The following is a 26,546-nucleotide window of genomic DNA, read 5'->3' on the forward strand; positions in this document are numbered from 1 at the left end:
TTTGGAAACAATTCTTACACTCAAAAATATTACAAAAAAATTTGGTTACCTCACTGCTGTGGATAATCTCTCGTTTACGATTAAAAAAGGTAAGGTTTACGGTATTTTAGGACCAAACGGAAGTGGAAAATCGACCACTTTGGGTATTGTCCTGAATGTAGTAAACAAAACATCAGGTGAATTTTTCTGGTTCGACGGAGGCACCTCAACGCACGATGCTTTAAAAAAAGTTGGTGCTATTATAGAGCGACCCAACTTCTACCCCTATATGACAGCCAAACAAAACTTAGAGTTGGTTTGTAAAATTAAAAATGTTGATTACACACAAGTAGATAAAAGTTTAGAAACAGTAGGACTTTTAGATCGGAAAAACAGTAAGTTTTCTACCTATTCACTCGGGATGAAACAGCGTCTTGCCATCGCTTCGGCTTTGTTAAACGATCCTGAAATTCTGATTCTAGATGAACCAACCAATGGTTTAGATCCACAAGGAATTCATCAAATCAGGGAAATTATAAAAAAAATTGCTTTACGCGGAACTACTATTTTATTGGCTTCCCACTTATTAGATGAAGTAGAAAAAGTGTGTAGCGACGTGATTATTTTACGAAAAGGTGTAAAACTATACGAAGGTCCAGTTGATCAGCTCAACGCAAGTTTTGGTTATTTTGAACTTAAATCTTCCAACACTTCTGCACTCGAAAACCATTTGAAAAACAGCGCTGCTTTTAATTCTATCAAAAAAGATGAAAACGATTTGATTACAGCTGTTTTAGCTGAAGAATTGAATGCTGAAGAACTCAATAAAATATTACAACAAAACGGAATCTACCTATCACATCTGGTAAAACGTAGAGAAAGTTTAGAACAACAATTCTTACAATTGACCAACCAAATACAACAAGAAAATGCTTAGACTATTAGATATAGAATTTCAGAAATTTAGATTTAGTCGATCGTCTAAAATCATCACGATCGTTTATTTTGCCCTTTTTATAGCGATTGCGCTAATTGCTTCAATTAACTTTAATTTTTTGGGACTAGATTTTAGAATGGCCGATCAAGGTATTTTTAACTTCCCTTTTATTTGGCATTTCAACACTTATATTGCTGCTTTAGTAAAGTTTTTCTTGGCTATTGTGATTGTATCGATGATGTCTAACGAATATAGTAATAAAACACTCAAACAAAACCTAATTGATGGATTAAGCAAGAAGGAGTTCATCTTATCGAAGTTTTATACTGTAATTGGTTTTTCGTTAGCTTCTACTCTATTTATTTTTATGGTATCGATGGTCTTAGGACTCACCTTTTCAGACTATAACGAATTTGGTATTATTTTTTCTGATTTAGAATATTTATTGGCTTACTTCGTAAAACTATTGGGCTTTTTTACCTTCTGTATGTTTTTAGGGGTATTGGTAAAACGCTCTGCTTTTGCCTTAGGTTTTCTCTTTATCTGGTGGATTTTTGAAAATATTCTCTTTTTACTCTTACGATTTCAGGTGTTTAAAGATAGTGACAAAACAAGTCAAGTGATGCAGTTCTTTCCTTTAGAATCTATGGCTAATTTAGTTGTGCAACCGTTTTCCAGACTTAATTTTATACAAACAGCAGCAAATCAATTGCAAACCAAACTCGATATCGATTATACGATTCATTGGTATCAAGTTACGATTGTGCTAGCTTGGACAGCCATTTTTGTTTACGGTTCTTATTACATTCTGAAAAAGAGGGATTTGTAGGATTTAGGTCTTAGGTTTAAGAATATAAATTTATTTTCTTAAATTTAAAAGCTAAACACCCCATATGAAATTAAATACGTCGATAACGGTATTATTCTTTGTCGTAAATTTTTATTGGGTTTCTGCTCAAAACATTACTCAATTTACACAATTCAATGGTAATTATGATTATACTGCCATTGGAGCAACGCTTAATCAAGACGAAAATAATCTAACTAGCACTTGTGTAATCAATACGGGTGCAACGGCAACGCTCAATCTTCTTCCTACACAAACGATCGAGGCCGCCTATTTATATTGGGCAGGTTCAGGAAATGGTGATTATACAGTGAAACTCAATAATGTTGATATTGTTGTAAATAAAACTTTTCTATATGATTTTGTTTCTAACGATGGAAATACATACCATTTTTTTGCAGCATTTTCTGACATAACATCTCAAGTTCAAACGACGGGTAACGGTAATTACACCTTAACCGATTTAGATTTAAATGCTGCTATTCAACCCAATTGTAGTAACCGAACCAATTTTGGAGGCTGGTCTATTATAGTTGTTTACGAAGATCTTACACTTCCGCTAAATCAAATAAGTATTTATGACGGACTACAAGGTGTAAATGTGAGCAATAATAACTTACAAATTGTTTTAAACAACCTCAATGTTATTGACAATGAAGGTGCAAAAATCGGATTTTTAGCTTGGGAAGGCGACGAAAATTTAGCAGTTAACGAAACATTACGTCTCAACGGAAATATTTTAAGTAACACCTTGAACCCTGCAAATAATGCTTTTAATGGAACAAACTCCTTTACCAATGACATCGACTTTTACAATATGGATTTGGATGTCTACGATGTAGAGAATTATATCAATATAGGAGATAATTCTGCGACTATAGAACTCACTTCTGGGCAGGACTTTATTATGATAAATAATGTTGTTACGGTTTTTAACAGTACACTTCCAGACCCTGCAGTTACAATAGGTAACGTAAGCAATAACTGTAATGACAGAGAAATTACGGTAGATTACACTATCGATAATTATAATGGAACAGAAGATTTACCTGCGGGAATTTTAGTTAGAATTTTAGCTGACAATCAACTTGTTTTCCAAACCAACACTCCAAACATAATTCCTATTGGAGCTGATGAAAATTTCACACAAACCATCAACCTACCGAGTAATATCCCGGTGAGTTTTAATCTAGAAATACAAGTAAACCTTAATGCAGCAGGAAATACGATTATCAACGAAATTAATCCTGCCAACGATACTGACCAACAAACTACAGACTTAACATTTGCTGAAATTGCTTCGCCTCCACTCGATTTAAAATTGTGTGATGATGTGAGTAATGATGGGGAAGAACTTTTTGACCTCACCCAAAATACACCAATAGTTACCGGAGGTCAACCCCATGTTGTAGTCAACTATTTTTTAGACCAAAACCAAGCTAATCAAAACATAGGTGCGATTACCAACAATACCAATTACCCGAATATAAGTAATCCGCAAGAGATTTTTGTGAGGGTAACATCTTCTTTCGATGATACATGTTTTGTGACAGATTCTTTTTTTATTGAAGTTTTTGAAACTCCTGATCCGAGTCTACCACAAGACTTAATTCTTTGTGATAAAAACGAACTCGATGGAATTTCTACTTTTGATCTAACGGAGAACACTCCTCTTTTAGAAAACCAGGTTAATAATATCGTGGTGAGTTACTATAACTCTTTAACCGATGCTCAAAATTTTACAAACCCCATTTCAAATTCCCAGAATTATCAAAATTCCGCTTTAAGCGAAACCATTTACGCCAATATCTACAATCAAAATCACCCTGAATGCCAGACTGTTGTTTCTTTTCAAATAGAGGTTATTCCGATAGACATTACAGAAATAGACGGCAAACTAAAATGTGACGCTGGTTTTGATGCTAATGAATTTGATTTATACGAGATTGCCAATCAATTAACCCTAAGTCCAACAGAAGTCATCGATGGTTTTTACCTTTCTGCCAATGATGCCAATGCGCAATTCAACGCGGTTTTTTCTCCTAGTTTCTATACAAATACAACAAATCCGCAAGAGATTTTTTTCAGCATAAGCGATACTTCTACCAACGAATGTAAAGAAATATATCATTTTACGATTTCTACAGAACATTGTGAGCCATTTATTCCGCAAGGTTTTTCTCCCAATAACGACGGAATAAATGACACATTTTTGATTACTGGTTTGTATGATATTTTTGAAGATTTTCATTTAAAAATATACACACGCTACGGGAATTTAATATATGAAGGAGGTAACCAAACCGAACCTTGGGACGGAACAAGCAATAGAGGTCTTAATAATGTTGGAAAACAGTTGCCAACAGGAACTTATTTTTATGTATTGAACTTGAAAGATCCCGTTTTTGGACCCTATAAAAGTTGGGTATACCTCAATCGTTAATCAAATGTGTTAACAAAAGGTAAATCGCTACATTCATTCTTAAGAATATACTATGTTTGCATAGTATTTTAAAACGATGGTTAAAAACTTCATTTATTTACTGTTTTTTCTTTTTTCAACCTTAACCTATAGCCAATATGTTGATGTTGACCATACCTATTCTGCACAAGATTTAATCGAAAATGTACTTATAAATAATAGCTGTATTCAAAACATAACAGTTACCAATGCTGTTTCGGGAAATTTTGCAGGAACAGACAAAAGTTTTGGCTTATTTACTAACAATAACAGTAATTTTCCTTTTGCAGATGGTATTGTACTTTCTACAGGGAAACTCTCAAATGTTCCTGGTCCAAATACAAGTTTAAGTGACGATAATGCGCCAAGCTGGGGAAACGACCAAGATCTGGAAACTGCTTTAAATATTTCTAACACCACCAATGCAACAATCATTGAGTTTGACTTTACTCCGGTATCAGACATTATACAATTCAGGTATATTTTTGCTTCAGAAGAATACCAAGAAAACGACGAAAGTACTTGCACCTATTCCGATGCTTTTGCTTTCCTAATAAAACCTGTCGGTGGAAATTACACCAACATTGCTGTTGTTCCCGGAACAAATACTCCTGTAAAGGTAACTACAGTTCATCCAGAGATTCCAGGAGAATGTGCTGCACAAAACGAGCAATATTTTGGTTCGTTCAACGGAAATAATGCTCCCATCAACTTCAACGGACAAACCAAACCTTTGATTGCCAGCTCATATGTCACACCAAATACAACTTACCATATCAAACTTGTGATTGCAGACCATATCAATCACAGATACGATTCGGCAGTATTTTTAGAAGGTGGAAGTTTTAATATCAGTGCTGATTTAGGGGTTGATTTAGTAGATGGAAACGCTTTATGCGAAAACGAAGTGTACACCCTTTCGCCACAAGGCAATTTTGGGAGTCTCACTTCACTCAATTTCTCTTGGTATGCAGTTGATGACCAAGGCAATGAACAACTTTTGGCTCAAGGCCCACAAGAATATACATACGATGTAACCATAGAAGGAACCTATAAACTTGTCCTCGATATAAATGGTAATTGCAGCGTTGAAGATACCATTGTAATTGAATACGAAGACTTTACTTCGCTACCTGTTGTCAACCAACTTAACGCTTGTGATCCTAACGATACTTTTAATCTTGATGATGCTGAAAGTATCATGACTTTAAATATTCCAAAATTTCAGGTCGAGGGTTACTATCAGTCGCAACAAGATGCTGAAAACCTTCAAAACAAAATTACCAATACCCAGAACTATTCTTTTGACCCAAATTCTCCGACTCTATACGTAAGAATAGAAAATGACAGAGGTTGTTTTACCATCAATCAGTTACAATTGAGTATCAACAACCAAAACGTTGGACCGCTCTATTTTACAAAATGTACCGGCGAAACTCAAATAGATTTCGATTTACAAGAAATGGTTCCTGAGGTTGAAAATGAACTTAACCAAACCAATCTAGCAATCAATTTTTATGCAAACCTACAAGACGCTTACACGGAACAAAATACGATTCCTGAAGATCAGAGTTTCAACGTAAGTGAATTACCAATAACTATTTTTGCAAAAGCTAATAACGGGCAAAGCTGTGTGAGCATTATCGAAATTATTTTAAATACCTACACCGCTCCCGAAATTTCAGATGACAACACCTATTTTTTATGTGAAGGTGAAACTTCTATTGTGATAAGCGCAGGTATTACCGAAAACCTTGAAGGTTACGAATTCCTTTGGCAAAACAATTCCACAACGCCAACAATTACTGTTTCTGAGGCGGGTTTGTATGAAGTCGAAATTATAAAAACCATTACCCAAAACGGAACTACTTCAACTTGTAGTTTTATCAATACCATTGAAGTCATACAAATAGAACCCCCTGTTATTGATATTGAAACTTTCGGTGATTTAGGGAATCAAAGTATTCAGGTAAATGTATTGGGGAGTAGTAATTACACCTATGCCATCCAACAACCTGCAAATTTCACACCTCAGAACACTTTTCCCCTTCCTGGCGGAAAACATACGGTGTACATCAACGACGAGAGTGGCTGTGGTTTGTATGCTCAAACGGTTTACATCGTAGATTACATGCCTTTTTTTACACCAAATAATGACGGAATCAATGACAGATGGAAACTTCAAGGAGTACAACTCGAAAACCTTACGGTAGAAAAGATTTCTATTTTTAACCGTTACGGAAAACTACTCACGATTTTATCCCCCACAAAATCTTGGGACGGAACTTACAACAATAAAAATGCACCTTCTGGGGAATATTGGTTTCAAATAGATTTTATAGAAGGAGATTCTTTTAACGGACATTTTTCTTTGATTCGTTAGTTTACTACCTTTAAAGTTTAAAACTTTTTACTTTGAAATTTCAACTTCAATCAGACTTTCAGCCAACTGGCGACCAACCCGCAGCGATACAAGCCTTGGTTTCTGGTATCAATAATACCGAAAAATACCAAACTTTGCTCGGTGTTACAGGCTCGGGTAAGACCTTTACCATGGCTAACGTCGTCGAAAAAGTACAACGACCAACCTTGGTTTTAGCACATAACAAAACGCTGGCTGCACAATTGTATTCTGAATTCAAAGCTTTTTTTCCGGATAACGCAATTGAGTATTTTGTTTCGTATTACGATTATTACCAACCCGAAGCCTATATTCCAACCACAGGAACATATATCGAAAAAGATTTATCGATTAATGACGAAATCGAAAAACTACGTTTAAGCACTACTTCTTCCCTACTTTCTGGGCGAAGAGATGTGTTGGTCGTCGCTTCGGTAAGTTGCCTTTATGGAATCGGAAACCCTGTAGAGTTTCAAAAAAATATTATCTCGATAGAAGTCGGACAAGAGATTACGCGTACTAAACTTTTACAACAGTTTGTACAAAGTTTATACTCCAGAACTGAAGCCGATTTTATCAACGGAAATTTTAGAATCAAAGGTGATACGGTTGATATTTTTCCAGGTTATTCTGATATTCCTTATCGAATACATTTTTTTGGGGATGAAATAGAAGAAATAGAATCATTTGATGCTCAAAACAATGAGGTCATCGAGCGTTATGAAAAACTGAATATTTATCCCGCCAATATGTTTGTCACTTCGCCTGATGTGCTTCATCGAGCGATCGATCAAATTGCATTGGATCTAGGAAAACAGGTTGAATATTTCAAAGAAATAGGAAAACACCTCGAAGCTAAACGTCTCGAAGAACGCACCAATTTTGATTTGGAGATGATCAAAGAACTAGGTTATTGCTCGGGTATCGAAAATTACTCCCGTTACCTTGACGGAAGATTGCCCGGTACCAGACCTTTCTGTTTGTTAGATTATTTTCCCGATGACTTTTTAATGATTATCGACGAAAGTCACGTGACCGTTCCACAAGTTAGTGCAATGTATGGTGGCGATCGTTCCCGTAAGGAAAATTTGGTAGAATACGGTTTTAGACTTCCTGCTGCGATGGATAATAGACCTTTAAAATTTGAAGAGTTTGAAAGTTTACAAAATCAAGTTGTATATGTGAGTGCTACGCCTGCCGATTACGAACTTCAAAAAACCGATGGCGTGTATGTCGAACAAGTGATACGACCAACCGGTTTATTAGATCCTGTGATTGAAGTTAGGCCTTCGCTCAACCAAATTGATGATTTGTTAGAAGAAATTCAGAAACGAGTAGAAAAAGACCAGCGTGTTTTGGTGACAACGCTCACCAAAAGAATGGCTGAAGAGTTGACCAAATATTTACTCAAAATAGATGTACGTAGCCGTTACATTCACAGCGATATCGACACTTTAGAGCGTGTAGAAATCATGCAAGACTTACGCAGAGGTTTGTTTGATGTTTTGGTCGGGGTAAATTTATTGCGTGAAGGATTAGACTTACCCGAAGTTTCGCTCGTAGCTATTCTCGATGCCGATAAAGAAGGATTTTTACGTAGTAATCGTTCACTCACGCAAACCATTGGTCGTGCGGCGAGACACCTCGAAGGAAAAGCAATTATGTATGCTGATAAAATCACCAAAAGCATGCAAAAGACGATTGATGAAACGGAATACCGCCGACAAAAACAGTTGGATTTTAATGCAAAACATAACATTACCCCCAAAGCGCTTAAAAAAGCTTTAAGTAATGCTTTAGAAAAGAAGAAAGCAGAAAATAGCTATACCACCGAAACAAAATCACTAAAAGCAGCTGAAGAAGAAGCCACCTACCTTTCAAAGGATAAAGTAGAAAAACGGGTACGTGAAGTAAGAAAACTGATGGAAGCAGCCGCAAAAGAATTAGATTTCATCAAAGCCGCACAATACCGTGATGAACTAAAAATGTTACAGGAAAAAGTGAAGGAAAAGCAGGATTAGTTGTGAGTTGTGAGGTTAAAGTTTTCGGGTGTTCGAGTAAGTGAGTAAACGAGTTCAATTTTGGTTTTTATTTATTATTCGGGTGGGATGCTGAAACAAGTTCAGCATGACGACGAGTTTTATCTCTTATCTCAAATCTCACATCTAAAAAACATTAACTTACATCCACTTTTTTTGTGAAGTTTCTATTTTATAGAGGTTGTAATTCACCATTTCAATCACTTTTCTAGGCAATAAGCTCATCCCAATGTTTCCTGAAGCAGTATGAAAAGTAACATTGTATAAATCTCTTTTTTGATACCAAATGGGCTGTGTTACGGTAATTGCTTGTACTTTGTACAAATCTACGAAAGTGATGGTTTTATCCCAAATACCGCTCTTTCTGTAGAGCTTGTGCTCATCAAAATGTAAACTCAAATTGTGATAGGCGATAATTTGAAGATAGAATAAGAGTCCAAAATAGAGAATGTAAATGATGAGTAAAAAACTCCAATTCACAATTTCAAAAAAATAATTTACAGTTGTAAAAATTACAATCGGAACACATAAAAACAACAAACGTTTAAGCAACCACCTTTTGTTGGGTTTGATTTTTACAGCCAACAAATCTTGTGATTGGCTCACAAACATTTGTGCCAATTCGTTTATTTTTAGTTTTGGTAAACCCGGAATGTAAATCTTACTTTTTTTATCGTTTTCTTCACTACTCGTAATTTGCAGTAGCAAATGATGTAAATTCAGCTTTCGCTGTACCGGATTGGTCACCATACTCAATACTTGAACTCTAATGGGTTTAATGGTCTGCTTGGTGTTTTCAAATAAGCCTTTTTCTAATTCTAGGTGCTTACTGTTTTTTGTGAGTTTTAAGTTAAAGTTTTTAATCACAATTTCAGCAACAGTCACCAAAATACTCACGAAAAATAGAATTAAAAAAATGATGCCAAAAAAAATAATGAGCGAAGTAACATCTCCAAAAGAACCTGCGACTTCACGGAATTTTTCTTGGTAGTTTATCTCTTCAACAAAATTACTCACACTGTCATAAACAAAACTGAAAAACACAAAAATTAAGGCAAGACCTCTAAAATAATTGGTCGTTAATCCCAATTTTATCAAGTCAAGAATTGACAATTCGTGTTTCCAATCAGGTTCTGTTGGTGTGTTTTCTATAATTTCTTCAGAAACATCTTCTATATTTTCTCGTTTTTCTGTCTTGATGAGATGAAACAAAGTCGCTTTTAAAGCTTCGGCTTTATCTTTTTTGAGTCCGAGTATTTCTATTTCCTCTTCTTTACTCCCAACCGACTCGATGACTACACTGTAAATTCCGAGTAGTCGCTGAAAAATATTCCGCTTAAATGAAACTTGTTGTATTTTTTCGAATTCAATGGCAATTTCTTTTTTAGAAAGCACCCCTTTTTTTAGGATAAATTCGTTTTCTTTTTCATTAATGTAAAAAAAGAAATTTCGGTATTGCAAATAGGAGTTAATCAGAAAAATCACAAGAATCGCAATGGCACCATAACCTAAATAATCTATGATTTTGTCCATTTTACTACTCAACGCACTATAAACCACTACCGCAATAAAAGCTCTTATAAAGTGATAAATAGACTTTACCCAATAGATACCAATGGCTTCTATAGCTTGTCTTTGCGGAATAGAAAACGGATTATTCATCGAGATTTTCGTCTTGTATTTTTCCTATGATGGTTGCTTTTATTTTTTGTGAAACTGCGGGTTCTAAGCCAGGAATATTGATATCACTTGACGAACCTCCGGCGGTAAATATTCTAAGTTGCGATAAATTGAATTTCTTATCTAAAAAACTTTCCACAATAGTGACATGCTGGATGCGATTATACGGAATAATCGTTACCTTTCCATATAACAAACCACGCTTGAAAATAATATCCTTTTCCCGCACTTGATAAGCATATCGCTTGACGTAAGCTTTTGATAATAGAACAAAGACCAAATGAAGCAAGACAATTCCCGCGATAATGCTAAAAGCAATGTTAAAACCTAAAACTTCTGTAAAATAGAGAATTAAAAATACCGAAGAAAAAGTCATCATTGTTATGAGAAAACTGATGAGACTTTTCATAAAAAGTTTAGGTTGGACTTTTTCTAATGAGACATCCTGAAAATCAGGTAAACTTTTCAGCGAAAGTGATTCATTAGAAAAATTTTTGTCGATTAAGGAAGCCATTTTTTGTCAAAATTTGGTTTTCTCTTTTCTAAAAATGCATTGCGACCTTCTTTGGCTTCATCTGTCATATAAGCTAATCTGGTAGCTTCACCCGCAAAAACTTGCTGGCCTACCATTCCGTCGTCGGTAAGGTTCATGGCAAACTTGAGCATTTTGATAGAGGTTGGACTCTTTGCCAATACTTCTTGTGCCCATTGGTAAGCTGTATCTTCTAATTCGTCATGCGGAACAACAGCATTCACCATTCCCATTTCAAAAGCTTCTTGAGCAGAATAATTGCGGCCCAAAAAGAAAATTTCACGCGCTTTTTTCTGCCCTACCATTTTGGCAAGATACGCCGAGCCATAACCTCCGTCAAAACTCGTCACATCGGCATCGGTTTGTTTAAAAATAGCGTGTTCTTTACTTGCTAATGTCATATCGCAAACTACGTGTAAACTGTGACCGCCACCAACAGCCCAACCCGGAACCACACAAATCACTACTTTAGGCATAAAACGAATGAGGCGTTGTACATCGAGAATATTTAAGCGATGGTACCCATCATCACCTACATAACCTTGATGGCCTCGTGCTTTTTGATCACCTCCGCTACAAAAACTATAAACGCCGTCTTTAGAAGACGGTCCTTCGGCAGAAAGCAAAACCACTCCTATCGAAGTGTCTTCTTGCGCATCGTGAAAAGCATCTAACAATTCTGAAGTGGTATTGGGACGAAAAGCATTACGAACATCTGGTCGGTTAAAAGCAATTCTGGCTACACCATCACATTTTTTATAGGTAATATCTTCGTATTCTTTGGCAGTTTGCCAATTTATTTTAGTCATATCTTAATTTCTATTTACATTTTATAAAGTCCCAAATTTAAGATTTTTGCTTTTAATTCTTTATATTTATGGAGGTTGATTACAACTTTAATTAAATGAAAAAATCGTTAGAATTCTATTTGAAACATAAAACTATATTCTTAATTATTATTATGCTTTTCTTTATAAACTGTAATAAAAATAAAAAGCAAGCAAAAACTTCAAATAAAAACTTATCTATAGAAAATATTGAAAAACCTGATACCATAACACGTGCTAAATTAACTTCAAAAATAATTGAACCTAAAGGCAATCAAGTATTTAGTAACAGTAAAAAACTTCACACCTTAAAATGGGAAAGTGGTTATATTCTTGACTTAATAGAAGTTTCCAAATGTGATGAATCTGCTGACGCAATAGCGAAATATTCATTAGAGAAAAAAATAGAAAATATAATTACTGAAGAAGATTCTTTTACAATTAGATTTAGAACTTTAGAAAATTGTTGTTCAAATTTTCTTTGTGAGGCTGAATTAAACGATCAAACTCTAAATATTATTTACCATTCATTTGGCTTTCAATGTTCTTGTAAGTGCCTTTTCACTCTGACTTATAGATTTAATTTCAATGAAAGCTTTAATGATATAAACATTGAAAGAACTGTTATTAAAAATGTAATCGTAAACGGAGATAAGAATTCTAAAACAGAATTTAAATAATAAATTCAATCGTATAAATTTTATACATTTACCAAGTTTTGCATCATTTTTGATAAATTCTAGCTATGAAAAAAATTTGGGGTTTATTTTTTACCTTCTGTTGTTTTGCTTTCGCCAAAGCACAAAAACTGGATGACTTTTCTTTTGAAAGCAACTTTAGAACCTTTGAAGGAAATCAGATCAATACCATTAATAATTTCTTTTACAATCAGGAAAAAAAGCAGTACTTGTTCGGTTTACCCGAAGTGAACTTTTACCAATTTTCACAATTTCAGAAAATAGATATCGGACTTTATGCCGAGGAAAAAAGAATGGCTGATGCCCAAAATTCCTATCAATACTCGTTAGCAGAGGATAATAAAAATCCTAAAAAAGTAGATTTTAGTGTGAATATACAGGATAACTTTAACCGACGAACCCACGACGATTTAAATTTTTACGGAAGAAGAACGCGTGATGGCGGAATCAAAAATGAAGTTTTCCAGAGTCAAGAGCGCCCAATTTATTTCGGTCTTTACCCTCGAAATGGTTATTATTACTATCGTTAGACAATAAAAAGTTTGTTTTTTCATTTTAAATGAAATGCCCCTAAATTTTATGAATAGATTTTTTTTCTTGGTTCTTTTTATAGTTTCTTCAACTGGTTTTACGCAGACAGATTCGATAAATAATAGCATACCTTATCAAGCTTATCCCGATAAACTCACAACAAAGCTTTTTACCATTAACACTTCAAACGATTTTAAGCTTTATTTTGAAGAAGAGGATTTGCATGTTGAGTTGGTTCCGAACAAAAAAACAATTCTCGGAATTGGAGCGCATTACGATATTTTGGCTTTTAGTATTGGTTATTCGCCACGGTTTTTAGCCGAAAACAAAGATAATGATGGTTCTAGCCTTTTTACTTTCAGTACCGATTTATTTTTAGGACCTTGGATTCAGCATCTAGAATTTATCTACCAAGACGGAATGACCGTAAGACCAAGAAATTTAGCCCCTTATTATCAAGACGATTTAAGCAGCATGAAGGTTGGCGGGAGCACATCTTTTAAATTTAATCCTCGTTTTTCGTACAATGCGATGCGTTTTCAAAACCAAAGACAACTGGAAAATGCAGGAAGTTTTATCCCTACGCTTTCTTATTATTACACCACGCTCGACGGAATAGACAACATCACCTATAGTAATGATGCTGGTTTTTTAAACATTGCGCTAACGCCTTCGTATTACTATAATTTTGTGTTTAAAGAACATTTTTTAGTTTCGGGAGGAATTGGCGTTGGCCTGGGTTTTACCAAAACTTTTGATGGAGAGGAAAACCACTCTTCGTTACTCACACGTAGTTTTCTCAGTCTCGCGGCAGGTTACAATACCGATGATTTCTTTGCAGGGTTTCTAACTAGCGGTACTGTACAAAAACATCAATCTGCGGTAAATGTAGATGTGAGTGATACCGTAAAAATGATCTCGTTTTTTGTAGGTTATCGTTTTAATGCGCCTAAACCAGTGGTAAAAGTAAATGATGATGTGAAAGACTTTTTTGCTCGATTCTAAAGTTGACCAATTTTAAGCTGCATTAAGGCAGCGATTTGTTTGGCTTTATAGATAGCCTCTTCGGCTTTTTCTCCACGAAAGTGAAAGTTTACTGTGTTTTCCCAAAGTTTTAGCCATCTTTCAAAATGCGCTGAAGATAATAAGGATTTTTGGTGCAGTTCAATGTGTTTGATCATCGGGTTTCCCTTATAACTTACTGCTCCAAACAAGGCCGATTCCCAAAAATTATACATAATGGGCATATGTTTTTTTACATCTAATTGTGCTACTTCCGTAAATATATAACCTATTTTTTCGTCGGTAAGCACTTGTTTGTAAAATTCATCTACCAAGAAAATGATATCGTCTTTATTTTCGAGCAATCGCTTTTCCAAAACCTATTTTTTTCTCAGCTCAATTCCGTTGGGTTTGATATCTATTTTCTTCTTTTTATACAAAGTTCCCACTGCTTTTTTAAAGCTCTTTTTACTCATTTGTAAGATATCTTTTATTTCTTCTGGAGAAGACTTGTCATGTAAAGGTAAAAACCCGTCATTTAGCACCAATTCGTTCAAAATAGTTTCGGTGTTTGGCTCGATAGAGCGATAACCCGGACGTTGTAAAGTGATATCTATCTTATTGTCCTTTCGTGTTTTTTTTACCCAACCTGTTAACTGGTCTCCTGTTTTTAAGTCCTGGAAAATCTCATCGTGGTAAATCAAGCCTTGATGTAATTTATTTACAATCACATTAAAGCCCAAATCGGTTTTGTTGGTCACAATCAGCTCTACTTCCTCATAGGGCTCAACTGTAATTTCTGAATTATCGAGAAAATGATTTACCTTGCTAGAAGCCACCAAACGATTGGTTTCTTCGTCGAGGTAACAAAACACCAAGTACCACTCCTCTTTTTTCATCGGGTAAGCTTGCTCTTTAAAAGGAACAAACAAATGTTTTTCGAGACCCCAATCGAGAAAAGCCCCAATTTTGGAGACTTCCACACACTTTAAAAAAGCAAAATCATCTAAATGTACATACGGGTTTAAAGTTGTTGCAACAGGTCTTTCTTCGTGATCGAGATAAACAAAAACTTTAATTTCGTCACCTATTTCAAAGCTTTCTGGCTTGTATTTGTTGGGTAACAAAACTTCGTTTCCTACATTATCTTTTAAAAATAATCCTGGAGCGGTATCTCTGTCAATCTCTAAGGTATGAAATTCACCAATGGCAAGCATAATCTTTATTTTTTGCAAATATAGCATAAAAAAACACCACAAAATTGTGGTGCTTTAAGTATCTCAAAAAAAGTGTTTCTTATTTATAAACACTTTCTTTTTTAAAGTGTTTTACCAATAAATAGTAAACCACAACTCTGTATTTATTTCTTCGAGATTTTCCGTATTGGTCAATCACTTTATCGATAGCTTTATCTAAATCTGCACTATCTTTAAGACCTAATTTCTTTATTAAAAAGTTATTCTTTACCGTTGCAAGCTCTTTAGAATCTGTACCTGAAACTGTAGAAGCATCGTCTTTATAAATAGAAGGGCCGAGACCTTTAGCTACTTTTCTTACTAATTCTTCATCAGCTTTTACGCCAATCTCTTTAAAATGAGCCATGTAGCTCTCTACTTTTTCATCTAGTTTACTCATAATTATGTATGTTTTAGAGTTAGTGTTTTCAATAAGATTTTCATCTTAAATGTTGAGTTTCTAAATATATAAATACTCTTTTAAAAAAATTATAAAATAAACTTAAAATAATTCTTAAGATAGGTATCGTTATTCTCTCTCGGAGTGAAAACCTCTAATATTTTTGGTTGCTCAGAAGCACTAAAAAAGTCGTTGAGTTGTTTGCTAAGCGTTTTTTCGCTTTCCGCGGAAGCGTAATCGAAGTGGTACATTTTTGCCAAATGTTCAGCTGTAAAATTGTGTTGTGTTTCTAAAAACTGATCAAAATTTTTAGTGTCTTTTGCTCCTGGCAAAATTCTAAAAATTCCGCCACCTTGATTGTTTAAAATGATGATCCTAAAAGATTTGGGAACGTTGTTGAACCATAAAGCATTACTGTCATACAGAAAACTTAAGTCACCAGTAATCAGCAAGTTATTTTTTTTAGAAACTATAGAGTGACCAATAGCTGTGCTTGTGCTTCCATCAATTCCGCTGGTGCCACGATTGCAATATACAAACTGATTTTTAGTGAATTTAAACAACTGTGCATAGCGAATAATACTACTGTTTGAAAAATGAATGATGTGACTTTTCGGAATCAATTTTAAAATCACCTCAAATGCTTTCAGGTCACAAAAAGGCAAATCACTCATATAACTTTTGTGATGCTTATCTCGTGATTTTTTAGCTTCCAACCAATAGTGTTGATAATTGCTTTTTACATTTTTAATTTGAGGTAAAAACTTACCAAAAAACTCATTGGGGGAAACATCAAAATGTTTGTTGAGACAGAAATAGGTATTCAAAGCTTTTTTATTGTCGACATGCCAATGCTGCTCGGGTTGGTATTTTCTCAAAAAGGCTTTTATTTTTTTAGAAATCACCATGCCGCCAAAAGTGACTAAAATTTCGGGTTGAAGCTTTTTAAACTCCTCATCGGTACTTTTGCTTACTTCTATGGGTGCAATAAGCTTATCGATACGGGTAATAAAATTTTTGTGATGAATGTTTGAAGTGGTCTCGCACATGACCAAAACCGATGCATCTTCGGCTAGTACATCCAAATAGTGCTGTTCGATTGCATTGGGTTGATTCACTCCTACCAAAACCAACTTTTTCGTTGCCTTATTCCAAGCTTTTGCGAAAGCAGACAAACTCTCTTTACTTATAATCTTTGGCTCTCTTATCGGTTGAATTTCTAAAGGCTCGACCGTTGGCTTGTCTATAGTTTCATACAATGGTTCGTAAAACGGAACATTGATATGCACCGGCCCTTTTTGCTCGATAGCTGTATTTAAAGCTAAATTGATTTCGCGTTCGTTATGCTTTTTGGCTTCATAAAATTTTTGCTGCAACTTTTGATTGTCTGGAAAAGTATCTAACGTCAATTCTGAATACAAATTAGCCGAGTACAAAATATGATTTTGATACACATTTTTCTGCCGTATGGTTTGTCCATCACCAATATCAATACGCTCTACAGGCCTATCGGCAGAAATTACTACTAATGGAATATCGCTATAAAAAGCTTCCGCGACAGCGGGGTAATAATTGAGCAACGCACTTCCTGAAGTACAAACTACCGCCACAGGCTCGTTGGTTTGTTGGGCAATTCCCAAAGCGTAAAAAGCTGCACACCGCTCATCTACAATACTGTATGCTTTTATTTTAGGATGATTTGAAAAACTTATAATCAGTGGAGCATTGCGAGATCCGGGCGAAATCACCACATGTTTGATGCCTTTAGAGACACACAACAAAACAATAGATTGCGCTAACGGAATGCGAGATAATTGCATAAAATGAGATTTATCACACAAAAATAAAGTTATTTATCAAACTTTGAGGTACTATGCTTTTTCTTGAATGATTTTTAACATGGTTTCTGACTTTCGGCAGATTTCCTCCCACTCTTTCTCAGGATTAGAATCTGCAGTGATTCCTCCGCCCACATAAATTTTTACACAATCATCGAAAACCTGCATACAGCGTAAGTTTACAAAAAGATGGGTTTGTATACTTTTAGTTTTATAAACCGAAAGTTCTACATTTTTTCGCCTTTGTTTGTGATTAGATTCAATACGCTGATTGATTTCTCCCAAAAAACCCGTATAAAACGCTCTTTGATAATTTTCATTTGCTATGATATAATCACAGGCTTGTAATTGCGGAAGTCCGCCCACAGCAGGAGTTGGATGTAAGTTAGACAGAATTTCCGTTAAACTTTCTGGTTTGAAATTTCCTGAAATATCGGTTTTTAAATGCACTATATTTCCTGCACGATGATTTTTAGTTTCACTTTTGGTAAGGTTTTCTATACCTTTTGTGTCGTTTAACCGATCGAAAATAAAATCGGTTACAATAGCTTGTTCTTCTATTTCTTTTACCGACCAAGCTATATTTTCACTAAAAACCTGAGTACCTGCCAAAGCCATCGTTTTAAAAGCTTGGTTATGCGTACTCAACAAAACTTCTGGAGTAGCTCCCATCCAAAGTCCAATTTTTGGGTGATACCATACATAGGTAAAAGCGGTTGGGTAACTTGCTAAAAGATTTTGAAAAGTCTTAAAAACATCAATCTTTGTTGCTGCTTCAAACACTTTAGAAAGCACTACTTTTTTTAAATCAGTGCTTTTAATGGCTTCCACAGCTTTTTCTACTATCTTGATATGATGCGTCTTGTTTTCTTCTTGATTTTTAACTTGAACATCAGAAGTTAATACCGATGAAGGTTCTAGAATTTCTGTTTCGTAAACAGCACATTTTTCTGTGGCAAAAAAAACTGGTGGTTGTTCTTTTTTAAAAGGAGCAAAAACAAATCCGCTTTGAGTGAAATCACTCACATACTCTACCTCATTATTCGGTAAAAACAAGGCTTTTAGGGTATTTTGAGCTGGTTTTTGATAAGCCACAAATGGCAGTTGTGCCTCAAACTGATGTTGCAACAACTGGAAAAAATCATTCACTTTCATAGCTTACTTTTTGGGCAAAGTGATGGTAGTGAGTTTGATAAGCGAAACTAAATTTTCTTCTTCATCGGTCACTTTAATATTCCAGAGTTGTGTGGTTTTTCCGTTGTGTAACATTTCCGCTTTAGCGAAAACATAACCCGATTTTACACTTTTAAGATGATTGGCAGAAATCTCGATACCGCGTACGTAATATTTTTCTCGATCGACAAATAAAATACTGGCAGCACTACCAACACTTTCGCCAAGAGCAACCGTGGCTCCGCCATGCAAAACGCCATCGGGTTGATGTACTTTTGCGTTAACAGGCATTTTGGCTTCCAAAAAATTTTCACCAAAGTCTGTAAACTCAATATCAAGGGTTTGCATCAGTGTATTGGCACACATCTGATTAATTTTATGTAAGGTTTGTTGTTTACTTGTTATCATTGCAAAATATTTACGACGTAAAAATACAAAAAAGCGCTTATGAGTTCGACAGAAAAACAGATTTCCTACCAAACCACCAACTCCTATTCTACCCTAAATACGTTGACCAATGAAACCAAAAATGCTTGGTTGGCGTGTCATGGGTTGGGTTATTTGAGCAGGTATTTTATACAGTATTTCAAAAAACTTGACGAGAAGTATAATTATGTGGTTGCTCCGCAAGCGCCTTCAAAATATTACCAAAAAACAGATTTTAAGCACGTTGGCGCTAGTTGGTTGACCAAAGAAGAAACCCAACAGGAAACAAAGAATGTACTGAATTATTTGGATGCCATTTGGGAAAAAGAACTGTCGCAAGTTCACTGTAATCGACTATTTTTAGGTTACTCACAAGGAGTTTCGGTCATCACTCGTTGGATCGCTTCTCGAAAAATAGATTTCGACAAACTGATTATTCACTCAGGCAGTATTCCTAAAGAGCTAAAATCTGAAGATTTTGAGCATATCACCGGAAAAGTCTATTTGGTTTATGGCACCAAAGATGAATATTTAACTTCCGAAAGAATTAAACTAGAAACTGCTTTCGCGGAAGCTTTATTCGGGGAAAAGTTAGAAATAATTCCCTTTGAAGGAAAACACATCGTGAATACAGAACTAATCAAAGAAATTAGTTTAATTTAGTACTTTAAAATAAAAATCATATGAAACGAACTATCTCTATTTTCACCCTATTTTTTGCCATAAGTTTAGCTTTAATTTCTTGTAAAGAAGAAACCAAAAAAGAGGAACAAACGCAAGAAGAACAGAAACAAGAAGAGCAAAAAAGTGATCTTGAAACTGAAAAAGGTTTAGCTTTTACTACCGAAAATCAAAGTGACATCACCACTTTATATTTTGATATGAAAGATGCATTGGTTAGTGATAAAGGTTACCATGCAATGAAAATTGCCCAAGTGATGCAAAAACGTGTGACCGATAGCGAAATGTTGGCAACCATTAATACCATTGCGGGTACAGAAGATATCGAAAAGCAAAGAGACGCCTTTTATGTTTTGAGTCAGCAGATGCTCAAGTTTGTGGAGGAGAACATCACCAACGGAACGGTTTACAAACAATATTGTCCGATGGCGTTTAACGACACGGGCGCTTTTTGGTTGTCTGAAGAAAAGCAAATCCTTAACCCATATTTTGGTAAAAAAATGCTAAAATGTGGTTCGGTGCAAGCTGAGATTACGAAGTAAGTTTTATTTTTTATGCCAACTCCTCAAATCCAAGTCAAAAATATGGTTTGCCCTCGTTGTGTGATGAGTGTCGAGCATATTTTACAAAAACTGGATATAGGCTTTCATAAGGTAGAATTGGGTTGGGTTAAACTCAAAAAAGAACTTACCAACAAACAGAAAAGCAAACTTCAACCCGAGCTCGAGAAAGTAGGTTTTCTACTCATCGAAAACCCAAAAGAAAGTCTGGTGAATCAGATAAAGAGTATTATCGTCAAACAGTTTGAGAGTGAAAACCCAAGTTTCGGAACTTTTGATGAGTTGCTCAAAGACCTTTCTTACAATTATACCTACCTTTCACACCTTTTTTCAGAAGTTGAAGGCGAGAGTATTCAACAATATTACCAGCGAGTTCGCATCGAAAAAGCTAAAGAATTACTTCAAAACCAACACAAAAACATCAGCGAAATTGCTTATCATTTAGGTTATTCTTCTAACGCCAATTTCTCTACTTCTTTTAAGAAACTTACAGGTTTTACGCCTACTCAGTTTAAAAATAATTTTACCAACGAGCGTCATTTTTTAGGAAGCGAAACACAAAAAATCAAAACAAATTAGCAGCTAATAACAAGTGTTTCAAGTTTTGAAATCTTACTTTTGAAGAAAGAACAAAACAATGAAACATACTTATAAAATCACCGGAATGACTTGTCAGGGCTGCAAAGCATCGGTGACAAAACATCTTGAAGCCATAGAAAACATCACGCAAGTAGAGGTAAATTTAGAAAGAAGTGAAGCAGAAATCACCATGACCAAACATGTGATGATAGCTGAACTCCAACAAGCTTTACCCGAAAAATATACCATTACCAAAAAAGAAGAAAACCCTGAAAATAATATTTTTGAATCTGTAGGAAATCAAAAGGAAGAAAAAAGCAAATTACAACAACTCAAGCCTTTATTGATTATCTTATTTTATATTGCCACAGCTTCCGTTTTACTGCATTTTGAAAATTGGAATTGGCAAGGCTTTATGCTCGATTTTATGGGATTATTCTTTGTGGTGTTTAGTTTTTTTAAAATGCTCGATTTACAAGGTTTTCCACAATCATTTATGATGTATGATCCGTTGGCAAAAAGACTCCCGATTTACGGGAAAATATACCCTTTTATCGAAACCGTTCTCGGAATAATGTTTTTGATGCGTTTTGAAATCAAAATCGCTTTAATCATCACCATTATCATTCTAGGAATTACTACTTACGGCGTGACCAAAACCTTACTCGACAAAAAATCGATTAAATGTGCTTGTCTAGGAACAGCACTTAATTTGCCCATGACCGAAGCCACTTTTATCGAAAACGCCATCATGATCCTCATGGGAATATTAATGCTATTAAATATATAAAAATGAAAAATTCAAATCACTCAACTCCCTACAACACATTTTTTCTGATGCTTTTAGTTTCATTTTTAATGATGTACAGTATTATGTTTTTAAATGTATTTGAATTTAATCATATTTACCTTAGTACTACTCGAACTTACATGACGTTTTTAATGGTTGCTCCAATGGCATTATCTATGTTATTTTTTATGCGAAAAATGTATCATAACAAAACTAAAAACATAGCTATTATAATTTCATCAATAGCGGTGTTTGTTTTATGTTTATTTGGTTTAAGAGCTCAGAAACCTATCAAAGATATTCAATGGATGAAAGCTATGATTCCCCACCATTCTTCAGCAATATTAACGAGTACTTATGCTGATATTCAAGATCCGGAAGTGAAAAAACTAGCAGAAGAAATTATTGTAGCACAAGAAAAAGAAATCAAACAAATGAAAGAAATGATCAAACGTTTAGAGAAAAAAAGATAGAAAAACTTTAAAAAATCGATCTTTTATCAAAGTCCTTTCCATAAAATATTATTTTTGTAAACAACAAAAATAAGTTTATGCTAATCATAGGAATTGCTGGCGGAACAGGTTGCGGAAAAACAACGGTTGTCAATACGCTAATCGATGAGTTACAACACGAAGACGTGGCTTTAATTTCGCAAGATTCTTATTATAAAGACACGAGCAATTTAAATTACGATGAGCGCGCCAAAATTAATTTTGACCATCCGCAATCGATAGATTTTAAATTATTGGTAGAACACTTACGTGAACTCAAAAAAGGAAACGCCGTACAGCAACCTATATATTCGTTTGTAGAACACAACCGCACAGGCGAATTTATCACCACACCCCCAAAAAAAGTAATGTTGGTAGAAGGGATACTTATTTTCAACAACGCAGAATTACGGGATTTATGTGACATCAAAATTTTCATCCATGCCGATAGTGACGAACGTCTGATCAGAAGACTCAAACGCGATATTAACGAGCGCGGCCGTGATCTGAACGAAGTACTTGATCGCTACCAAAATACGCTCAAACCCATGCATCAGCAATTTATCGAACCCACCAAAGAGTTTGCCGATATCATTATCCCAAATAACCGGTACAACAACACGGCTATAAAAATGGTCAAGTCGATTATTGAGCAACGTTTACACTAATTTAGTATCTTCGTGGCTATGAATCTCAAGAAAGTCAGAAACAATAAATGGTTTAAGTTTTTTACCAATAAATATATTTTGGTATTGCTTGTTTTTGGCGTGTGGATGTTGTTTTTAGACAGTAATTCTTGGTTGGTACACAATGAACTCGACCAAGAAATAAACGAATTGGAGAACAACAAAAAATATTATCGCACTGAGATAAAAAGAGACCAACAAGTTTTAGAAAGCTTAAACGATAGCAATAAACTCGAAAAATATGCTCGTGAAAAGTATTATATGAAACGAGAAAACGAAGATGTATATATTATCGAATTTGACAGCAGCCAAACAAAAAAGTGATTTATGAGCAAGCATTTGATGAAAGATTTCCCTCCAGTTTCTGCCAAAGAATGGAAACAAAAAATACAAGTCGATTTAAAAGGCGAAAACTACGAGAGTCTAATTACCCAAACCCCAGAAGGCATTCATATCAAACCTTTCTATCATCAAGACGATAGATCTGGTTTCACCACTTCTTATCACCCAGAAAGTTGGAAAGTGACCGAAAAATTTGTGATTGATGGAAAAAATGAGTTGCAAGGTTTAATCGAAAATTCACTCCAAAAAGGCAGTGAAGCTATTTGGCTAGAATGTCAAGATTCGAGTAAGTGTATAGAACTTTTAGAGAAAATAGACTTCCATCACACATCGGTTTTTGTTGAGCTAAAAGCTTTCGCGAAAAGCGATATCGACACTATAATTGCCTTAGCGAAAAATAAAAACATCAACCTTGGCGTCGACATTATCGGAAATCTAGCCGAAACCGGAAATTGGTATGAAAATTTACAAAAAGATCATGATCTTCTGAATGAATTGATCCAGAAACCCAACGTAAGTCTGGCCATACATTTAGACCTTTTTCAAAACGCAGGCGCCAATATGGTTCAGCAATTAGCCTATTCTCTCGGACAAGTTAATGAGTACTACAATCACTGCAAAAACCAAAAAATCAAACCCAATGAGATTGTCGTTATTAATGCTGTAGGAAGCAATTATTTCTTTGAAGTTGCAAAAATAAAAGCTCTGAGAAATTTAATTGCAACACTTTCTTCGGCATATGGTTTCGAAGAAAAAATAAGCGTCTACTCTACTCCTAGCCATCGCAACAAAACCGTTTATGATTACAATGTAAATATGCTTCGCACCACCACAGAATGTATGAGTGCGATTATCGGCGGAAGTGATTTTGTTGCCAATATGTCTTACGACGGAATTTTTCATCATCCTAACGAGTTCGGAAGTCGTATTTCGAGAAATCAGTTGTTGGTATTGAAAAGCGAAAGTTATTTTAACGAATTGGGCAACGTAGCCGACGGAAGTTACTACATCGAAGAAATTATCGATCAACTTTCAGAAAAAGCGTGGTCTTTATTTAAGGAAATCGAAAAATCAGGCGGATTTCTAACACAGCTCAAAGAGGGTACGATTCAAAGAAAAATAAAAGAGCAAGAAAAGCAAGAAAGAGAAAGCTACGAAAACGGAAAAAAGATTTTAGTCGGTAGCAATAAATACCTAAACAAAGAAGAGAAAGTAAAAGAAACCTTAGATGTTTCACCTTTTTTAGAAAAAGAAGTAAGAAAAACATTGTTAGAGCCAATTCTTAAAAAGCGTTTGGCAGAAAACATAGAAAAAGATAGATTGAATAATGAGTAGAAAAGATATATCCCAAATAACACTAAAAAAGATTGATTCTTCTACTTCAACTAAGAAAGAATCTTCTTTCGATGACATCAAAAATTTAGACCATCTTAATTTCGTTGCAGGAATTTCTCCTTATTTACGTGGTCCTTACAGCACGATGTACGTCAAAAGACCTTGGACGATCCGCCAATATGCCGGTTTTTCGACTGCCGAAGAAAGCAATGCTTTTTACCGCAGAAATCTAGCGGCAGGTCAAAAAGGTTTATCAATTGCTTTCGATTTGGCAACACACCGGGGTTATGACAGCGACCACGAAAGAGTAGTTGGTGATGTTGGTAAGGCAGGTGTAGCCATCGATTCGGTTGAAGATATGAAAGTGCTTTTTGATCAGATTCCGTTAGATAAAATGTCAGTTTCCATGACGATGAACGGAGCCGTTTTACCCATTATGGCATTTTATATTGTCGCTGCAGAAGAACAAGGCGTTACGCCAGCACAATTGGCAGGAACCATTCAAAATGACATTCTCAAAGAGTTTATGGTGCGAAACACCTACATCTATCCGCCAAAACCTTCCATGAAAATCATTTCAGATATTTTTGAGTATACCTCGCAAAATATGCCGAAATTCAACAGCATCAGTATTTCGGGTTACCACATGCAAGAAGCTGGAGCAACGCCAGAAATAGAACTGGCTTATACGCTTGCCGACGGACTCGAATATATCCGTAAAGGAATTGAAGCCGGAATGGACATCGATACCTTCGCTCCTCGCCTATCATTTTTCTGGGCGATTGGGATGGATCACTTTCGTGAAATTGCCAAGATGCGTGCTGCCAGAATGTTATGGGCAAAAATTGTGACACAATTTAACCCAAAAAACAAAAAATCCTTGGCATTGCGAACGCATTGCCAAACCAGTGGTTGGAGTTTGACCGAGCAAGATCCGTTTAACAATGTGGCACGAACTTCTATCGAAGCAACGGCTGCTGCTTTCGGCGGAACCCAAAGTTTGCATACCAATGCCTTGGACGAAGCCATCGCTTTACCAACCGATTTTTCGGCTCGTATTGCGAGAAATACACAATTGTATCTACAAGACGAAACCATGATCACCAAAACGGTCGATCCTTGGGCAGGAAGTTATTTCGTTGAAAAACTAACTGACGAAATGATGCAAAAAGCTTGGAAATTGATTGAGGAAGTCGAAGAATTGGGCGGAATGACCAAAGCCATCGAAAAAGGAATTCCGAAACTAAGAATTGAAGAAGCTGCGGCTAAAAAACAAGCCAAAATCGATAGCAATCGAGATGTCATTGTAGGTGTGAATAAATACCGTTTGGAAAAAGAAGATCCGATTGTAACGCTTGAAGTAGATAATCAAACCGTACGAAAACAACAAATCGAACGATTAGAACACATCAAAGCCACAAGAGATAACGAAAAAGTCAATCAAGCTTTGACGGAATTAACACAAGCTGCTGAAAAAGAATCCGGAAATTTATTAGCTTTAGCAGTAAATGCCGCAAGAGAAAGAGCAACGTTGGGCGAAATCAGCGATGCATTAGAGAAAGTTTATGGCAGGTATAAAGCACAAATCAAATCATTTAGTGGCGTGTATAGCAGAGAATTAAACCAAGATCCATCGTTTGAAAAGGCAAAAGCCTTAGCAAACGAATTTGCCGAAAAAGAAGGTCGTCGACCAAGAATTATGATTGCCAAAATGGGACAAGACGGTCACGATCGTGGTGCAAAAGTAGTGGCGACAGGTTATGCCGATGTTGGTTTTGATGTCGATATTGGTCCGCTTTTCCAAACCCCAGAAGAAGCCGCCAAACAAGCGGTAGAAAATGACGTGCATATTTTAGGAGTTTCCTCTTTAGCAGCAGGACATAAAACTTTGGTTCCGCAAGTGATTGAAGAACTTAAAAAGTACGGTCGCGAAGATATTATGGTGATTGTAGGTGGAGTTATCCCGTCGGCAGATTATGAGTACTTGTTTGATGCAGGAGCGGTTGCTGTTTTTGGACCTGGCACTAAAATCAGTGAAGCGGCCATTCAGATTTTAGAGATTTTGATTGATTAAAA

General features: G+C 35.4%; 26 protein-coding genes. 17 read left to right on the forward strand and 9 right to left on the reverse strand.

All coding sequences use genetic code 11. The annotated features are described in order from the left end of the window. Position 1: 1 nt before the first annotated feature. The 5 genes from DNG35_RS06005 to uvrB all read left to right on the forward strand — a co-directional run bounded on the left by DNG35_RS06005 (position 2) and on the right by uvrB (position 8,646). Entirely contained in the window at positions 2 to 916 is a 915-nt protein-coding gene (locus tag DNG35_RS06005; RefSeq protein ID WP_111126919.1) for an ABC transporter ATP-binding protein, read from the forward strand. Then, the gene (locus DNG35_RS06010) at positions 909 to 1,745 is read left to right on the forward strand and encodes an ABC transporter permease (protein ID WP_111126920.1); all 837 of its coding nucleotides are present in this window, start codon (positions 909 to 911) and stop codon (positions 1,743 to 1,745) included. The genes DNG35_RS06005 and DNG35_RS06010 overlap by 8 nt, the downstream gene beginning before the upstream one ends. A 64-nt stretch (positions 1,746 to 1,809) precedes the next feature. Further along, on the forward strand, positions 1,810 to 4,206 hold the full coding sequence (locus DNG35_RS06015) for a gliding motility-associated C-terminal domain-containing protein (RefSeq protein WP_111126921.1): 2,397 nt from the start codon (positions 1,810 to 1,812) through the stop codon (positions 4,204 to 4,206). A 76-nt stretch (positions 4,207 to 4,282) separates the two neighbouring features. Continuing rightward, complete coding sequence (locus DNG35_RS06020) at positions 4,283 to 6,607, forward strand: T9SS type B sorting domain-containing protein (protein WP_111126923.1); 2,325 nt, start codon at positions 4,283 to 4,285, stop codon at positions 6,605 to 6,607. A 32-nt stretch (positions 6,608 to 6,639) separates the two neighbouring features. After that, entirely contained in the window at positions 6,640 to 8,646 is a 2,007-nt protein-coding gene (uvrB, locus tag DNG35_RS06025) for an excinuclease ABC subunit UvrB (RefSeq protein WP_111126925.1), read from the forward strand. 159 nt (positions 8,647 to 8,805) lie between these two features. On the opposite strand, the gene DNG35_RS06030 is transcribed toward uvrB, so the two are convergent. Genes DNG35_RS06030 through DNG35_RS06040 form a run of 3 tightly spaced genes read right to left on the reverse strand, consistent with a single transcriptional unit; the run spans position 8,806 to position 11,685 of the window. After that, on the reverse strand, positions 8,806 to 10,326 hold the full coding sequence (locus DNG35_RS06030; protein WP_111126927.1) for a PH domain-containing protein: 1,521 nt from the start codon (positions 10,324 to 10,326) through the stop codon (positions 8,806 to 8,808). Continuing rightward, positions 10,319 to 10,858, reverse strand: a complete 540-nt coding sequence (locus DNG35_RS06035; RefSeq protein WP_111126929.1) for a PH domain-containing protein — start codon at positions 10,856 to 10,858, stop codon at positions 10,319 to 10,321. Before DNG35_RS06035 ends, DNG35_RS06030 begins: the two co-directional genes overlap by 8 nt. Next, entirely contained in the window at positions 10,846 to 11,685 is an 840-nt protein-coding gene (locus DNG35_RS06040; protein ID WP_111126931.1) for a 1,4-dihydroxy-2-naphthoyl-CoA synthase, read from the reverse strand. Before DNG35_RS06040 ends, DNG35_RS06035 begins: the two co-directional genes overlap by 13 nt. Positions 11,686 to 11,780: 95 nt before the next feature. On the opposite strand from DNG35_RS06040, the gene DNG35_RS06045 reads away from it, so the two are divergent. The 3 genes from DNG35_RS06045 (at position 11,781) to DNG35_RS06055 (ending at position 13,937) form a co-directional block, all read left to right on the forward strand. After that, a complete protein-coding gene (locus DNG35_RS06045; RefSeq protein ID WP_111126933.1) occupies positions 11,781 to 12,383 on the forward strand; it encodes a hypothetical protein in 603 nt (200 codons plus the stop codon). 65 nt (positions 12,384 to 12,448) lie between these two features. Next, positions 12,449 to 12,931 (forward strand): hypothetical protein, encoded by a 483-nt coding sequence (locus DNG35_RS06050; protein WP_111126935.1) that lies wholly within the window; start codon positions 12,449 to 12,451, stop codon positions 12,929 to 12,931. 49 nt (positions 12,932 to 12,980) lie between these two features. Continuing rightward, positions 12,981 to 13,937, forward strand: a complete 957-nt coding sequence (locus tag DNG35_RS06055) for a DUF4421 family protein (protein ID WP_158524876.1) — start codon at positions 12,981 to 12,983, stop codon at positions 13,935 to 13,937. Here DNG35_RS06055 and DNG35_RS06060 read toward each other — a convergent pair. The 6 genes from DNG35_RS06060 to DNG35_RS06085 form a co-directional block, all read right to left on the reverse strand. After that, entirely contained in the window at positions 13,934 to 14,311 is a 378-nt protein-coding gene (locus DNG35_RS06060) for a group III truncated hemoglobin (RefSeq protein ID WP_111126939.1), read from the reverse strand. The two genes, DNG35_RS06055 and DNG35_RS06060, sit on opposite strands and share 4 nt — an antisense overlap. A gap of 3 nt (positions 14,312 to 14,314) precedes the next feature. Then, positions 14,315 to 15,151, reverse strand: a complete 837-nt coding sequence (locus DNG35_RS06065) for a S1 RNA-binding domain-containing protein (protein WP_111126941.1) — start codon at positions 15,149 to 15,151, stop codon at positions 14,315 to 14,317. Positions 15,152 to 15,230: 79 nt separating this feature from the next. Then, entirely contained in the window at positions 15,231 to 15,569 is a 339-nt protein-coding gene (locus tag DNG35_RS06070; protein WP_111126943.1) for a DUF2853 family protein, read from the reverse strand. Positions 15,570 to 15,658: 89 nt separating this feature from the next. After that, a complete protein-coding gene (gene menD / locus DNG35_RS06075) occupies positions 15,659 to 17,389 on the reverse strand; it encodes a 2-succinyl-5-enolpyruvyl-6-hydroxy-3-cyclohexene-1-carboxylic-acid synthase (protein ID WP_111126945.1) in 1,731 nt (576 codons plus the stop codon). A 51-nt stretch (positions 17,390 to 17,440) separates the two neighbouring features. Further along, the gene (locus DNG35_RS06080) at positions 17,441 to 18,562 is read right to left on the reverse strand and encodes a chorismate-binding protein (RefSeq protein WP_111126947.1); all 1,122 of its coding nucleotides are present in this window, start codon (positions 18,560 to 18,562) and stop codon (positions 17,441 to 17,443) included. 3 nt (positions 18,563 to 18,565) lie between these two features. Then, a complete protein-coding gene (locus DNG35_RS06085; RefSeq protein WP_111126949.1) occupies positions 18,566 to 18,988 on the reverse strand; it encodes a PaaI family thioesterase in 423 nt (140 codons plus the stop codon). Positions 18,989 to 19,027: 39 nt separating this feature from the next. Between DNG35_RS06085 and DNG35_RS06090 the strand changes: the two genes are divergently transcribed. The 9 genes from DNG35_RS06090 (at position 19,028) to scpA (ending at position 26,544) form a co-directional block, all read left to right on the forward strand. After that, positions 19,028 to 19,669 (forward strand): alpha/beta hydrolase, encoded by a 642-nt coding sequence (locus DNG35_RS06090; protein WP_111126951.1) that lies wholly within the window; start codon positions 19,028 to 19,030, stop codon positions 19,667 to 19,669. Between the two features lie 20 nt (positions 19,670 to 19,689). Further along, positions 19,690 to 20,229: a DUF3347 domain-containing protein gene (locus DNG35_RS06095; RefSeq protein WP_111126953.1), complete on the forward strand. Its 540-nt coding sequence runs from the start codon at positions 19,690 to 19,692 to the stop codon at positions 20,227 to 20,229. A 12-nt stretch (positions 20,230 to 20,241) separates the two neighbouring features. Beyond that, positions 20,242 to 20,826 carry an AraC family transcriptional regulator gene (locus tag DNG35_RS06100; RefSeq protein WP_111126955.1) on the forward strand — a complete coding sequence of 195 codons (585 nt, stop codon included), beginning with the start codon at positions 20,242 to 20,244 and terminating at the stop codon, positions 20,824 to 20,826. Positions 20,827 to 20,884: 58 nt separating this feature from the next. Beyond that, positions 20,885 to 21,616: a heavy-metal-associated domain-containing protein gene (locus DNG35_RS06105; protein ID WP_111126957.1), complete on the forward strand. Its 732-nt coding sequence runs from the start codon at positions 20,885 to 20,887 to the stop codon at positions 21,614 to 21,616. A gap of 2 nt (positions 21,617 to 21,618) precedes the next feature. Then, positions 21,619 to 22,089: a DUF305 domain-containing protein gene (locus DNG35_RS06110; protein WP_111126959.1), complete on the forward strand. Its 471-nt coding sequence runs from the start codon at positions 21,619 to 21,621 to the stop codon at positions 22,087 to 22,089. 77 nt (positions 22,090 to 22,166) lie between these two features. Continuing rightward, on the forward strand, positions 22,167 to 22,775 hold the full coding sequence (udk, locus tag DNG35_RS06115; RefSeq protein WP_111126961.1) for a uridine kinase: 609 nt from the start codon (positions 22,167 to 22,169) through the stop codon (positions 22,773 to 22,775). A gap of 18 nt (positions 22,776 to 22,793) precedes the next feature. Beyond that, the gene (locus DNG35_RS06120; RefSeq protein WP_111126963.1) at positions 22,794 to 23,117 is read left to right on the forward strand and encodes a septum formation initiator family protein; all 324 of its coding nucleotides are present in this window, start codon (positions 22,794 to 22,796) and stop codon (positions 23,115 to 23,117) included. 3 nt (positions 23,118 to 23,120) lie between these two features. After that, positions 23,121 to 24,470, forward strand: coding sequence for a methylmalonyl-CoA mutase subunit beta (locus DNG35_RS06125; protein WP_111126965.1), 1,350 nt, complete (start codon positions 23,121 to 23,123; stop codon positions 24,468 to 24,470). After that, on the forward strand, positions 24,463 to 26,544 hold the full coding sequence (gene scpA / locus DNG35_RS06130; RefSeq protein WP_111126967.1) for a methylmalonyl-CoA mutase: 2,082 nt from the start codon (positions 24,463 to 24,465) through the stop codon (positions 26,542 to 26,544). The genes DNG35_RS06125 and scpA overlap by 8 nt, the downstream gene beginning before the upstream one ends. Positions 26,545 to 26,546: the final 2 nt, after the last annotated feature.

The sequence above is a fragment of the Mesonia sp. K7 genome (assembly GCF_003233725.1).
Classification (GTDB): Bacteria; Bacteroidota; Bacteroidia; order Flavobacteriales; family Flavobacteriaceae; genus Mesonia.